Below are 13,195 nucleotides of genomic sequence, written 5' to 3'. Positions count from 1 at the left end.
AATCTAAAGAATCACCGCCCCGATCAACCCGCACACCACTCCCATCAGCATGGTCAGCCCGGCCACCGTCACCAGCACCCGCGCATCGAAATCCTTGCGCAGCATCAGCAGCGACGGCAAGCTTATGCTCGGCAGGGTCATCAGCAAGGCGACGGCCGGGCCGGTGCCCATGCCCAGGGTCATCATGGTTTGTACGATGGGAATCTCGGCCGCCGTAGGAATCACGAATAACGTGCCGACTATCGCCAGCGGAACCAGCCACACAAGGCTGTCGGCCATCGCCCCGTCCACATGGGGGAACAGCCAGACCCGTGCCGCGCCGAGGATCAGCACCGCGAGGATATACACCGGGATGGTGCTCCAGAACAGCTGCCACAACGTCCGTAACCAGCGCGTCAGGAAGGGTTCGGACTCAGCAGTGCTGACCTCGGCCACGGCCTCCAGCGCCGCTTCCGGCACTTGGTCCGGGCGCGCAATACGCTGCGCGATCAATGACACACCCACCACCAGCACAATCCCCGCCACCAGCCGCAACGCGGTAAAGCCCCAACCCAGCACAAAGCCCATGAACACCAGCGTGGCCGGGTTCAATACCGGGTTGGCAATCCAGAACGCCAGCGCCGCGCCCACCGACACCTGCTGACGGCGCATGCCTGCCGCCACCGGCGCCGCGCAGCAACTGCACATCATCCCCGGCAAGGCGAACAGCCCGCCACGCAGGGTCGAGCCCAGTCCGGCCCGGCCAAACAGGCGCAGCAGCCAGTCGCGCGGGATCAGCACTTGCAGCAGCGAACCGAGGATCACCGCCAGCACGGCGGCTTTCCAGATCGCCAGGAAATACACCTGGGCATAGGCCAGCGCCGCCGCGAGGGGCGAGCTTTGCTGGTCATTGAGAATCGAGGCACCGATGCTGTGGTTGTCGGCCGCGACAAAGGCCTTGAGGTAGTAGGGCGACCATTTCACGTAGTAGAGGCCGACGCAGGCCACCAGGAGAAACAGCGCAGGTTTGCACCAGAACGACCAGCCCCGGTTGGGCTGGGCAGAAGGGAGGTTGGACATGAAGATGTTCCGCCGATGAGTCAATAGCGCAGCATCATACGCGCCTGACGCTCAACCTTCAGATATCTGCGCTGACTTGGGTCGGATCCGGGCAGGTTTGCACACCATTATCGAGTCCCTGCTTGTAGTTGCGACTGAGCAGCGAGGCCTTGCCGTTGTGCCAGGTGAGTGTCAGCACATACAGCGAGTCATAGTCGTTACCGGACCAGTCTTCGGTGATGGTGTGCTTTTCGCCTGCCGCTTCACTGGCGACTTTGTTGATCAACTCCGGCAGGTAACCGTGGGACCAGGCGGTGTAGATCGTGGCGTTGTGGTACTTGTCTTCGACCAGTTCATCGGCCAGGGCACTGGTGTCGTTTGCCGAGAACTTGATGTTGACCGGCAGGCCCAGCTTGATTGCGCTGGGACTGATGGTCATCAGCGGGCGAATGTAGCTGTAGGAGTTGTCGTGCTCACCTTCCTCGACATTGCGCGTCGGGTTGGCGGCGAACACGAAATCGGCCTTGCCGAATTTTTCCGGCAAGACACTGGCCAGGTTCATCGCACGGTTCAGGCCCTGGCAATTGAGTTGGCCCAGGCCCCCGGCAGGTTTTTCGCCGTGGCGCAGAAATACCAGGGTTTGCACGCCGTCTACCGGTTGCGCGCGGCTTTCACGGGCATCCAGTGCCGTGACAATACCCGCCGTGACCAGCAGCAGCGGTAACATGATGTATGAATAACGTTTGATGTGTTGCACAAGGCGCAGAGGCTTGATCTTCATTAGGTTCGAGTCTTCTTGCGTCGGGTTAAGGCTGACAGGCCCGGCCCAGTGGCGCGGTGCGCGTCTGAGGGTGTTCCATGTCGGTATAGCCAGGTGCCTCCATTCACCGAACAAGCGCACTTATGAGTGCATTCGGGCATTTTGGTTCGCCCACGGGGATTCTAGTCAGGCAATGTTGCTCAATGATGACGCATGCACGACGCCGAGCAGATGACTATCATGGGGATTTTGAGCTCAGGAACTTCCTCGATGAACGCACTCGCCGCTTTCCCGATCAACAGCAAATGGCCCGCGCAGCACCCGGAGCGCCTGCAACTGTACTCGCTGCCTACGCCCAACGGTGTAAAAGTCTCGATCATGCTCGAAGAGCTGGGCCTGCCTTATGAGGCGCACAAGGTCAGCTTCGACACCCAGGACCAATTATCCCCCGAGTTCCTGTCGCTGAACCCCAATAACAAGATCCCCGCAATCATCGACCCCAATGGCCCCAGCGGGCAGCCGCTGGCGTTGTTCGAGTCCGGCGCGATCCTGATTTACCTGGCGGAAAAGACCAGCCAGTTGCTCGCCGAAGACCCGGCCACTCGCTACGAAACCCTCCAGTGGCTGATGTTCCAGATGGGCGGGATCGGCCCGATGTTCGGCCAGTTGGGGTTCTTCAACAAGTTCGCCGGCAAGGCCTATGAAGACAAGCGCCCGCGCGACCGTTATGCCGCCGAGTCGCGGCGCTTGCTCCAGGTACTGGAAAAACGCCTGCTGGGCCGCACCTGGATCATGGGTGACGATTACAGCATCGCCGACATCGCCACCTTCCCCTGGATTCGCAACCTGATCGGTTTCTACGAATCGGGCGACCTGGTAGGCATCGCCGATTTCCCTAACGTACTGCGCGCGCTGGACGGTTTTGTCGCACGCCCAGCGGTGATTCGTGGCCTGAATATTCCGAGCTGAGCATGCCGATTTTCGATTTCAAACAACTGGATGTCTTCAGCCGTGTGCCGCTCAAAGGCAACCCAGTTGCCGTGGTGCTTGGGGCCGACAGCCTGACGGACCAGCAGATGGCCGACTTCGCCAAGTGGACGAACCTCAGCGAAACCACGTTTTTGCTGACGCCCCGTGACCCACGAGCCGACTACCGGGTAAGAATTTTCACAACTATGCAGGAACTGCCGTTTGCCGGGCATCCGACCTTGGGCAGTTGCCACGCGTGGTTGCAGGCAGGCGGTGTTGCGCGTGGGCAAGAGATCATTCAGGAGTGCGAAATCGGTCTGGTACGCATTCGACGCGAAGGCGACGAGCTGGCGTTCATCGCGCCACCGCTGTTGCGTTCCGGCGTTGTCGAGGCGTCGCTGCTGGAGCGTGTGCGCGTGGGGCTGGGCCTGGCGCCCGGCGCTATTGTGCGCAGCCAGTGGGTGGATAACGGCGCGGGTTGGCTGGCGGTGATGCTGGCTGATCGACAGGCTGTGCTGGCGCTGCGGCCTGACTACTCGCAGTTGCTCGGGCTGGCGGTTGGCGTCATCGCGCCCGGCACAGGGGACGACGCACAGTTTGAGGTGCGCGCCTTCATCGCCGGCGACGGTGCTCAGGAAGACCCGGCCACCGGCAGCTTGAACGCCGGGCTTGCCCAATGGCTGCTCGGCGAGGGCCTGGCGCCGGAGCGCTATGTGGTCAGCCAAGGCACCGCCATCGGGCGAGCGGGGCGTATTCGCATCGAGCGCCAGGGCAGTGAAATCTGGGTTGGCGGCGCCGTTGCCGTCTGCATCGAAGGGCATTTACAGCTCTAGATCAATGCAATTGTTACGCGCCGCGCAATACACTGTTGGCCCCTCGGCATTTGTGCCGCCGGGGCTTGGGGCATAAGCTTTGGCCCCAAAGAGTTCAGCCACTTTTCAGGAAAACCATGACCAGCCAGTTCCCCCAAGCCCGCCCCCGTCGCCTGCGCCGCTCTCCGGAGCTGCGTGGCCTTTTCCAGGAAAGCGAATTCACGCTCAACGACCTGGTGCTGCCGATTTTCGTCGAAGAAGAAATCGACGATTTCGTGCCGATCACCAGCATGCCGGGCGTGTTGCGTATTCCTGAGAAAAAGCTGGCCGGCGAGATCGAGCGCTATGCCCGTGCCGGCATCAAGTCTGTGATGACCTTTGGCGTTTCCCACCACCTGGACGCCAGCGGCAGCGATACGTGGAAAGAGCGCGGCCTGGTCTCGCGCATGTCGTCGATCATCAAGGACGCCGTGCCGGAAATGATCGTGATGTCCGACACCTGCTTCTGCGAATACACCGACCATGGCCACTGCGGCGTGATGCACGGCGCCCACGTCGATAATGACGCGACCCTGGTCAACCTCGGCAAACAAGCCGTGGCCGCCGCCCGCGCCGGTGCCGACGTCATAGCGCCCTCGGCGGCGATGGACGGCCAGGTCCAGGCCATCCGCCGCGCCCTGGACGATGCCGGTTTCACCCACATCCCGATCATGGCCTACTCCACCAAATTCGCCTCGGCCCTCTACGGCCCGTTCCGCGAAGCCGGCGGCAGCGCCCTCAAGGGCGACCGCAAAAGCTACCAGATGAACCCGATGAACCGCCGCGAGGCCGTACGCGAATCGCTGCTCGACGAGCAGGAAGGCGCCGATGCGCTGATGGTCAAACCGGCCGGCGCCTACCTCGACATCATCCGCGACATCCGCGAGGCCTCACGCCTGCCGGTGGCGGCGTATCAAGTGAGCGGCGAGTACGCGATGATCAAATTCGGCGCACAGGCCGGGGCGATTGACGAGGATCGCGTAGTGCGCGAGACCCTGGGCTCGATCAAGCGGGCGGGGGCGGATTTGATATTTACGTATTTTGCGATGGATTTGGCGTTGGCGGGGATTTAAGGGCGCTGAATTAATCTGCCTGTGGCGAGCGAGCGTTCTCGTCACAGGTGGAGGCGTGCAGAAAGGCAATCAATTGAGTGTGGTATCAGGCGATCAATGAAGTGGCTTCTTTTTGACGTCCTGTATTAATCGAACCTTGTGCGAGAACCAGTACTTCTTTTAGTGCGTCAATTGATCGCGCAGTCAGTGTTAACGCTGGCAGGTCCCACTCGTAGTCCCTGACAACCCTGATTTGAAAGTGGCCATTTGCGTCGAACGAAGGATACCAACCCACATCTATGAGGAAACCGTCTGGATATTCCACCTGCAGCATGTCCTCTTTCAGATGGTGAGCTTGATGCTCAATCGCGCAATCCTGCAACATAGATAGCTCATCGTAAGTGATTTTGCCTTTTAGGAAGTCTAACGAGATCATTTGGTTAGTCTCCGAAATTCTTGCTCTGAGATAGGATGGCCATGAATTGTTCCAGCACTCAATTCAATGCGTATCCAACGACTGGGTAGGCCATCGCTGGCGCCGATGCTTTCAGGGTACTCCATCACTTTCCACGGTTTGCCATTGGTGGTCGTTCTGCCATTTTTATAGGCTTCTCGTTCTAAGTTTTCAATGTCTATGCCCGGCTTGTACTTGGCCGGCCCGGATTTTGTGGTTGCCAAAATGTCTTTCCAAGGCATTTTCTTTGAAGGGCTGTGCTTATAACCATGGGCTGTCCATTCGACATCTTTAAGTGAGGGCAGCGTCGGTTGGTTTTCTTCGGCTTTCGCATTGAGTACCGGATCTTCGACAACTTTAACGGGCACGCATTCACCAGGACACTTACTAAGCCCCAGCGGATCAACCCACCCTGTAGGATTCGGTGCGTACTGGTACGCATTGATCCCACCCGCCAATTTCACCGGGTCCGGCGTCAGGTAACGACCAATATCCGGATGGTAGTAGCGATGCCGGTTGTAGTGCAGGCCGCTTTCCTGGTCGTAGTACTGGCCTTGAAAACGTAGAGGGTTGTCGATTTTGCCTACGTCGAGGCGGCTGATTTCGCCGTAGGCGCGGTAATGGGCGGACCAGACGATTTCGCCGTCGGACGTTGTAAGTTCCTGCGGTGTGCCGAGGTGGTCGAGTTGGTAGTAGTAAGGCTTGGCCTCTTCTGGCCCGAAGCCTTCCAGCAGTGCCAGCGGACGGAAGCTGTCGGGTTCGTAGAGGTAGCTGCGATGGCGATCGGCGTGGTGTTCGGCGATCAGCTTGTCGCCTTGCCAGAAGAACTCTGTGGTTTTCTCTTCGATGGTTTTGCTGATACGTCGACCAAACGGGTCATAGCGATAGCTTGCGGTTTGGCCGTTGGGCTTGGTGACGCCGATCAGCCGGTGCTGGCAGTCGTAGCGGTATTCGGTGACGAGTGAATGACCTTTGCCGCGCCGTTCTCTTATTAGATTTCCAAAGGCGTCATAGTCGTAATGGTGATCGCCTTGGATCATCAGGCGATTGCCCGCCACGATGTCTGGCCCCGGCCTGTCTTGCATAAGCACATTGCCGGCGGGGTTGTGGCCGAAACGCTCCTGCACATCCTGTGAGTGATCGGCGCGGGTCAGGCGGTTTAGCGGGTCGTAGCGGTAACGGTGTTCGCCTTTGCGGGTATCGAGCAGGCGGGTGAGGTTGCCGGCTTTGTCGTAGTCGTATTGGCGTTGGTAAAGGTGGTTTCCTTGCTGGGTGACGGCGTGGGCGTGCAGGCGGTTTTGGTCGTCGTAGTGGTAGTGGCTGAGCAGTTGGCCTTGTTGGCGTTGGTGTTCGCGACCGGCGTGGAACAGGTGGGAGGTCAGCAGTGCGCCATTCAGCTCGACGGTGGCCAGGTGGCCGCCTTTGTCGTGGTTGAAGGTCAGACGGTTATTATCCGGCAGGCGTAAATGCTGAAGTTGGCCACAGGCGTCATAGCCATAGCGCAAGGTGCCCCAGCCCTGGTGCTCAGCAGTGAGGCGGTTTTGTTTGTCGTACTCGTAGGCCAGCGCCCAGTGGCCGTCTTCGACGCTGAGGAGGTTGCCTTGGCGGTCGTAGGTGTAGTCGACCGTATTGCCATCGGGGAGGGTTTTTCTTACAAGACGACCGGCGTGGTCGCGCTCGTAACGGGTAACAAGCTGACTACCGTCGTCGCCGTGTTCGGTCTTTTCCAGCAGGTTGCCGTTGAGGTCGTAGGCGTAGGCGGTGCGTTGGCCGTCGAAGCCGGTTTCCTGTCGGATCAGGCCGTTGGGGTGGTAGTCCAGTCGATAGGTTTCGCCGACTTCGTTTTCGATTTCAGTCAGCAAAAGGCGGGCGTTGTCGTAGCGGTACTTGACCTGAGTACCGTCGGCGTTGATGCAGCGGCTGATCAGGTGCAGGCCGTCGGCGTATTCGTAGCGGGTGAGGTGGCCGAGTTCATCGCGTTCGGCGATGATTTTTCCGTAGGGGTTGTAGCTGAATTCCCGCGTAGCGCCGTCCGGCAGTACCCAGCGAGTCAAGCGTCCTACCGCGTCCCATTGATACTGAGTCAGCGCGCCGTATTCATCCTCCCGCGCAACCTGCCGCCCCAGGTCGTCATAGCGATAGCGCTTGATCCCGCCATTGGGCAGTTGTTCTTCAACAAGCTGCCCGCGTTCATTCCACACCAGCCGATGACAACTGTGGTCGGGATACCAGACCCCCGTCAGTTGTCCCCGCTTGTCGTAGCTGTAATCCGTCGCGTTGCCCTCCGGATCAATCCTGCGGATGACATCGCCTTGCTCATTACGCTCGTATTTCCAAACCGCCTCACCACGCCGCACGACCCGTACGAAACCATTGTCATGCTCGTAGGAAGTCGGCTCATCCTCCCCCGGAAACAGCGCGATCAAGCGTCCGGCTTCGTCGTACTGATACGCCGTCACCGCGCCCAGAGGGTCCTGCTCAACGGTCAGTCGGCCCTTGTCGTCGTAGGATTTGAAATGCCGGGCGCCGTCGGGATCGATGCGCTGTACCAGTCGCGCTCTCTGGTCATGCACGTAGACTTCCTGGCTGCCATCGGTGTTGTGCACGTTGACGCTGCCGTCATCGCCCCAGGCATAGCGCGTGTCCATCTGCGAAAAGTTGGCCCAGTGCCGGACACAGCGTGCTGCTTTACCAGACCTTTCCCACGCCCAAAAGAAACTCGCCCCACCGGCCAATTGCCGCTCGAGAATGACGTGCTCTTCGTCGTACCGATAAGCCTCGCGTTCACCGACGGCATTGGTCGCCGATACCAGTCGTCCGGCGGCGTCGTAGGCGTAGGAAACGACGTTCTGCTCGGTCACCCACACGAAGGGTCCATGGCCTTGGGCGCGATGAACCTGGTAGTCCACCGCCACGATGCGGTCGAATTCATACCGCAAAAAAAGCGAACGGCCTGCACCGTTATCCAGTCGCTCAATGCGCCCCAACCGATCCCGGAAAATGCGCAATCGGTTGTCATACGCATCGCTGATCGCCGTCAGCACGCCGTCGCAAAAGTGATAGAACCGAGAAGCCTGGGCCAGCACCAGTTCATCAGGCGCAGACCCCAAGTAGATCGCCGCTTCCGCCAGGCTGTTGGTAATCGCCGGCCGAGCCACCGTCGGCAAGGGCAGGGTGGTCGAGCGGTTCTCATGGTCGGTCCACACCACCGAATCGCCCGACACAGAAAGCCTGTGCGCCAGCGCATGACTCCAGCCAAACCCCAACCCGCAATCCACTTCCACCGCACTGGTGCGATACAAGCGCGTCCACTCGAACGGCAAGATGCCATCGAGCGCGCCATCGGTCAGGGTCAGCAGTTCCTCGCCGGTGACCATCGACACCGGGCAACCGTTCGTAACGGTTTTATCTGCAGAAGCCGCCGCATCGCCCTTCGGATTCGACGCCACGGCAGGCACATCATCCTCCGGCTCCTGGCGCACCAACGCCGTACGCTGCGTTTTGTTGCGCACCATCGGCACCGGATTCGAAACCAGATGCTCGCCCGCCTTCAACGGCGCTACCGGCACTGCCTTGATCGGCGTCGCCGCGCTGCTCAGCAGCACCGGCTTGAGCGCTTCGCTATGCCCGACCAGGCGAACTTTCCCGAACTGCTCGGCTATCTGCTCCAGCCACCTGCGCACCCGGCGCGACTTGATGCCAGCCAGCACTTTCGTGCTTATGCGCAGCACAATACCCATGCCGCCCGTCGCCAGGCCCAATAACAGGTTGATGACGACCTCGGCGCCAATCTCGCCCAGCATTTCGTTCATATAGGGCGGTGGCAGCATGCGCATCCAACTGACCAGCGCCGCCAGGTAAATGAACAGCAACGGCTCGTCGCTCAGCACCAGCAGACCCTTGGCGAGCGTCTCGGCACTTAACGTCAGTAATTTTTCAAACTCGTCCTGGGAAAAGTAATGCAGCAGCTTTTCAGCATTGGCCAGGGGGGCTGACAGCCATTGAAATAACTGCTCTACGTCGTCCCAGATTGAGTAGAGGGCGTCGCTGAAACCTCGGGCATAGGCGCCGTACAGCGAAAGGTAGCGCTTGAGGAAGTTTGCCTCGGAGTACCCCTTCCACAGGGGTTCGAAAGTGGTCCCCCACTCACTGCGCAACCAGCCTTCCAGTGACGCAATGACCGACTGATAAGAAGCGTACAGCGCCTTGAAATGCTCTGAAGAAACGTCGGGGTAGAAACTGACTCGGTACTTCAGGTTGCGATCACACTCGGTGATTTCCAGAATGCCACTGGGACCGATGATTTTATGGAGTGGGTCCCCCAGGGGACCGCCGTCTGGATCGATGCGCTGCACCACGACCGGCGTGTTGCCGATCGGCACGAATCGCGAACTCTGGAACATATGCACCAGGGTCAACGTGCCGTTGGCTGTACACGTGGCGACCGTGCTGCTGGGAAAGAGGGAGCGATTGATCGGCGCTACGAGCGCTACTTCTTCTCCCACCTTGAACACTTGCTCGACATTCAGTGCCGAAAAGCTGAAAAAGCTTTGAGCCCAGGTGTCGTATGGGTGCAGGCATCCCCGGAAATCGCTGAGGATGGATTCGACGTCCCGCGTCTTTGCGTCCATCGCGGCCAACACCAGGAAGCCAATGGCTTGGCTGGTTGCGTCGATCATGGGTGAGCCCTGTCGATCAGGGCTTTAACCGGAAAAACCATCTGCAATCCCTCGCACTGTTTAATCAGGCGAAGGACTTTGCAGCGGTTTTCAGAGGCGGGGAGTAGAGCTTATCCGACGGTTATGTGGGAAGTTTCAGCCAGAGTCGCAGTGAGTTCGGCATACCCACGAACCCCGGTTAGACTTGCCTGTCGATATCCCCATCGCCCGACCCGCCGTTCACCAAGGAAGCCATATGTATTCAAGCCGCCTGATCCTCTGCCTTGCAACTTTACTGGTGCTGGCCGGTTGCTCCACCTCACGCGGTCCGCAGCAACCCGAGCGCAGCGAGGCCGAGGTGAAGACGCAGATCGTGCGCCTGCTGCCGGCCAAGGTCGCGGATCGCGAAGGTTGGGCCCAGGATATCTACACCGCATTCGACACCCAGAAGATCTATCCCAGCACCGAAAACATCTGCGCCGTACTGGCGGTGACCGAGCAGGAGTCCACGTATCAGGTCGACCCACCGGTGCCGGGCATGGGCAAGATCGCCCAGGACGAAATCCTGCGGCGTGCCGGGAAGGTTCATGTGCCGGCGTTTGTCGTGCGCAGCGCCTTGCAATTGCGCTCGCCCACCGGCAAAACCTACGCCGAGCGTTTGAATGCTGCGCGCACCGAGAAGGACCTGAGCTGGATCTTCGACGATTTCATCGGCGTCGTGCCGTTGGGCAACACGCTGTTTGGCGGCTTCAACCCGGTGCACACCGCCGGCCCGATGCAGGTCAGCATCGACTTTGCGCAAAAACAGGCACGGGGTTATCCCTACACGGTAGACGGTACGATTCGCCGCGAAGTGTTCACTCGCCGTGGCGGCATGTACTTTGGTATCGCCCATCTGCTGGGCTACCCGGTCAGCTATGACCAGCCGCTGTACCGCTTTGCCGATTTCAATGCAGGTTGGTACGCCAGCCGCAATGCTGCGTTCCAGGCCGCCGTCAGCCGTGCCTCTGGCGCCGAATTGGCGCTGGATGGGGATTTGATTCGCTACGGTTCGTTGCTGCCCGGCACCACTGAGTTGGCGGTGCGTTCGTTGGGGGCGAAACTGGATATGCGCAACCCCAGCATTCGCAGTCAACTGGAGCAAGGCGAAGCGTTGGACTTCGAGGACACCACCCTCTACAAGCGCGTGTTCGCCCTGGCTGACAAGGCTGCCGGCAAACCATTGCCACGGGCAATCCTGCCGGGCATCGTGCTCAAGAGCCCGAAGATTACCCGCAACCTGACCACGGCGTGGTTTGCCAAACGTGTGGATGAGCGCTATCAGCGTTGTATGAAGCGCTGATTTCTTGCGGCGTTTGATCGTTCCCACGCTCTGCGTGGGAATGCCGCCCCGGACGCTCCGCGTCCCGCTTTCGGCGCAGGATCCGGCACCTGCGCAAGGGTGACGCGGAGCGTCACGGGATGCATTCCCACGCGCAGCGAGGGAACGATCAAACGATCAATAAAGAAAAGGCCCGGTTTTCGTGGAACCGGGCCTTTTCCGTGTTGCTCTTGGATGATCAGCCGCGTTCGAGGGCGAGGGCTACGCCTTGGCCGCCACCGATGCACAGTGTTGCCAAGCCTTTTTTGGCGTCGCGCTTGATCATTTCGTGCAGCAGGGTCACCAGCACGCGGCAGCCTGAAGCACCAATCGGGTGGCCGATGGCGATGGCGCCGCCGTTGACGTTGACCTTTTCGGCGTCCCATTCCAGCTCTTTGCCCACCGCCAGGGATTGCGCGGCGAAGGCTTCGTTGGCTTCGATCAAATCCAGGTCGCCCAACTGCCAGCCGGCCTTGTCCAGGCAGCGGCGGGTGGCCGAGACCGGGCCGATGCCCATGATTGCCGGGTCAACCCCGGCGTTGGCATAGCTGGCGATTCGTGCCAGCACGGGCAGGCCGAGAGCCTTGGCTTTAGCGGCGCTCATCAACAGCACCGCTGCGGCGCCGTCGTTAAGGCTGGAGGCGTTGCCGGCGGTGACGCTGCCGTCCTTTTTAAAGGCGGGTTTGAGCTTGGCCAGGGACTCGGCGGTGGTACCGGCACGCGGCTGTTCGTCCACGTCGAAGACCAGTGGGTCGCCCTTGCGCTGGGGAATCAGGATCGGTGTGATCTCATCGGCAAACCGTCCGGCCTCGAGGGCGGCGATTGCTTTTTGCTGGGAGGCGGCGGCAAAGGCGTCCTGTGCCTCACGGCTGATGCCGTACTTGTCCACCAGGTTTTCAGCGGTGATGCCCATGTGGTAGTCGTTGAACGCGTCCCACAGGCCGTCGGTGATCATGCTGTCGATCATCTTGGCGTGGCCCATGCGCAGACCGGTGCGCGCGGCGGGCAATACGTACGGCGCCAGGCTCATGTTTTCCATGCCGCCGGCGATGATCACGTCCGCGTCGCCGCAACGGATCGCCTGCGCCCCCAGGTGCAGGGCCTTGAGGCCGGAGCCGCACACCTTGTTCAGGGTCAGGCTCGGCACGGCGTGGGGCAGGCCGGCGAGAATCGAGGCCTGGCGCGCCGGGTTCTGGCCGCTGCCTGCGGTGAGTACCTGGCCGAGAATCACTTCATCGACTTCGGCCGGGTCGAGGCCGGTCTGCTCCAGCAGGCGACGAATCACCGCAGCGCCCAGTTCAGGGGCCGGGATGGTGGCCAGCGAACCCTGGAAGCTGCCCACGGCGGTGCGGGTGGCAGCAACAATCACGACGTCTTGCATGGAATCTGTCCTCACTGGAAATGCATTTCTGGAACGTGGTCCGGGACGATCAGTTTACCGGCGGTCTTGCTGACAATCTCTTCAACGCTGACGCCAGGTGCGCGTTCCTTGAGGACAAAAGCGCCATTTTCGATTTCCAGGTAGGCCAGGTCCGTCAGCACGCGCTTGATGCAGTGGGCGCCGGTCAGCGGCAGGCTGCATTGGCTGAGCAGTTTCGACTCACCGTCCTTGGACGCGTGGGTCATGATCACGATGATATTTTCCGCGCCGGCCACCAGGTCCATCGCGCCGCCCATGCCCTTGACCAGCTTGCCGGGAATCATCCACGAGGCGATGTTGCCCTGGACGTCGACTTCAAAGGCGCCGAGTACGGTGAGGTCGACGTGGCCGCCGCGAATCATCGCGAAGGACTCGGCGGAGGAGAAAATCGAGGCGCCGATGCGTGCGGTGACGGTTTGCTTGCCGGCGTTGATCATGTCGGCGTCAATGGTGTCTTCAGTCGGGAACGGCCCCATGCCGAGCAGGCCGTTCTCCGATTGCAGCATCACTTCCATGCCGTCGGGAATGTAGTTGGCCACCAGGGTTGGAATGCCGATGCCAAGGTTGACGTAGAAACCGTCCTGCATTTCGCGGGCGACGCGTTGAGCCATTTGTTCGCGGGTAAGAGCCATG

The 13,195-nt window shown here is 60.4% G+C and carries 10 protein-coding genes; 4 read left to right on the top strand and 6 right to left on the bottom strand.

Annotation, left to right across the window (positions count from 1 at the left end):
* Positions 1-3: 3 nt before the first annotated feature.
* Together J1G34_RS13845 and J1G34_RS13840 are read right to left on the bottom strand one after the other, a co-directional pair.
* Positions 4-1,059: a permease gene (locus tag J1G34_RS13845; RefSeq protein ID WP_065884073.1), complete on the bottom strand. Its 1,056-nt coding sequence runs from the start codon at positions 1,057-1,059 to the stop codon at positions 4-6.
* Positions 1,060-1,117: 58 nt separating this feature from the next.
* The gene (locus J1G34_RS13840) at positions 1,118-1,819 is read right to left on the bottom strand and encodes a histidine phosphatase family protein (protein WP_065884075.1); all 702 of its coding nucleotides are present in this window, start codon (positions 1,817-1,819) and stop codon (positions 1,118-1,120) included.
* A 249-nt stretch (positions 1,820-2,068) separates the two neighbouring features.
* Here J1G34_RS13840 and J1G34_RS13835 point away from each other — a divergent pair, with 249 nt between their 5' ends.
* From J1G34_RS13835 to hemB, 3 genes are all read left to right on the top strand, one after another.
* Positions 2,069-2,767, top strand: coding sequence for a glutathione S-transferase N-terminal domain-containing protein (locus tag J1G34_RS13835; RefSeq protein WP_065891833.1), 699 nt, complete (start codon positions 2,069-2,071; stop codon positions 2,765-2,767).
* 2 nt (positions 2,768-2,769) lie between these two features.
* Entirely contained in the window at positions 2,770-3,600 is an 831-nt protein-coding gene (locus J1G34_RS13830) for a PhzF family phenazine biosynthesis protein (protein WP_122464223.1), read from the top strand.
* Between the two features lie 116 nt (positions 3,601-3,716).
* Positions 3,717-4,691 (top strand): porphobilinogen synthase, encoded by a 975-nt coding sequence (gene hemB / locus J1G34_RS13825; RefSeq protein ID WP_016977356.1) that lies wholly within the window; start codon positions 3,717-3,719, stop codon positions 4,689-4,691.
* Positions 4,692-4,776: 85 nt separating this feature from the next.
* Here hemB and J1G34_RS13820 read toward each other — a convergent pair whose 3' ends face one another.
* Positions 4,777-5,106, bottom strand: coding sequence for a hypothetical protein (locus J1G34_RS13820; RefSeq protein WP_122464224.1), 330 nt, complete (start codon positions 5,104-5,106; stop codon positions 4,777-4,779).
* The gene (locus tag J1G34_RS13815) at positions 5,103-9,803 is read right to left on the bottom strand and encodes an RHS repeat-associated core domain-containing protein (RefSeq protein WP_222994203.1); all 4,701 of its coding nucleotides are present in this window, start codon (positions 9,801-9,803) and stop codon (positions 5,103-5,105) included. Before J1G34_RS13815 ends, J1G34_RS13820 begins: the two co-directional genes overlap by 4 nt.
* Positions 9,804-10,038: 235 nt before the next feature.
* Between J1G34_RS13815 and J1G34_RS13810 the strand changes: the two genes are divergently transcribed.
* Positions 10,039-11,124, top strand: a complete 1,086-nt coding sequence (locus J1G34_RS13810) for a DUF1615 domain-containing protein (RefSeq protein WP_065936103.1) — start codon at positions 10,039-10,041, stop codon at positions 11,122-11,124.
* Positions 11,125-11,341: 217 nt separating this feature from the next.
* On the opposite strand, the gene J1G34_RS13805 is transcribed toward J1G34_RS13810, so the two are convergent.
* Together J1G34_RS13805 and J1G34_RS13800 are read right to left on the bottom strand one after the other, a co-directional pair.
* On the bottom strand, positions 11,342-12,523 hold the full coding sequence (locus J1G34_RS13805; protein ID WP_122738406.1) for an acetyl-CoA C-acetyltransferase: 1,182 nt from the start codon (positions 12,521-12,523) through the stop codon (positions 11,342-11,344).
* Between the two features lie 11 nt (positions 12,524-12,534).
* Positions 12,535-13,194: a CoA transferase subunit B gene (locus J1G34_RS13800; protein WP_057725646.1), complete on the bottom strand. Its 660-nt coding sequence runs from the start codon at positions 13,192-13,194 to the stop codon at positions 12,535-12,537.
* Between the last annotated feature and the right edge of the window lies 1 nt (position 13,195).

Origin of the sequence: Pseudomonas sp. Wu6 (assembly GCF_019891515.1) — a bacterium.
Lineage (GTDB): Bacteria > Pseudomonadota > Gammaproteobacteria > Pseudomonadales > Pseudomonadaceae > Aquipseudomonas > Aquipseudomonas orientalis_A.
This window is presented reverse-complemented; position numbering and strand designations above follow the sequence as displayed.

Excerpts from the sequence above, each read along its gene's own strand:
- J1G34_RS13830 (WP_122464223.1), top strand. The coding sequence starts at position 2,770 with ATGCCGATTTTCGATTTCAAACAACTGGATGTCTTCAGCCGTGTGCCG.
- J1G34_RS13820 (WP_122464224.1), bottom strand. The coding sequence starts at position 5,106 with ATGATCTCGTTAGACTTCCTAAAAGGCAAAATCACTTACGATGAGCTA.
- J1G34_RS13835 (WP_065891833.1), top strand. The coding sequence starts at position 2,069 with ATGAACGCACTCGCCGCTTTCCCGATCAACAGCAAATGGCCCGCGCAG.
- J1G34_RS13840 (WP_065884075.1), bottom strand. The coding sequence starts at position 1,819 with ATGAAGATCAAGCCTCTGCGCCTTGTGCAACACATCAAACGTTATTCA.
- J1G34_RS13800 (WP_057725646.1), bottom strand. The coding sequence starts at position 13,194 with ATGGCTCTTACCCGCGAACAAATGGCTCAACGCGTCGCCCGCGAAATG.
- J1G34_RS13810 (WP_065936103.1), top strand. The coding sequence starts at position 10,039 with ATGTATTCAAGCCGCCTGATCCTCTGCCTTGCAACTTTACTGGTGCTG.
- J1G34_RS13845 (WP_065884073.1), bottom strand. The coding sequence starts at position 1,059 with ATGTCCAACCTCCCTTCTGCCCAGCCCAACCGGGGCTGGTCGTTCTGG.
- hemB (WP_016977356.1), top strand. The coding sequence starts at position 3,717 with ATGACCAGCCAGTTCCCCCAAGCCCGCCCCCGTCGCCTGCGCCGCTCT.
- J1G34_RS13815 (WP_222994203.1), bottom strand. The coding sequence starts at position 9,803 with ATGATCGACGCAACCAGCCAAGCCATTGGCTTCCTGGTGTTGGCCGCG.
- J1G34_RS13805 (WP_122738406.1), bottom strand. The coding sequence starts at position 12,523 with ATGCAAGACGTCGTGATTGTTGCTGCCACCCGCACCGCCGTGGGCAGC.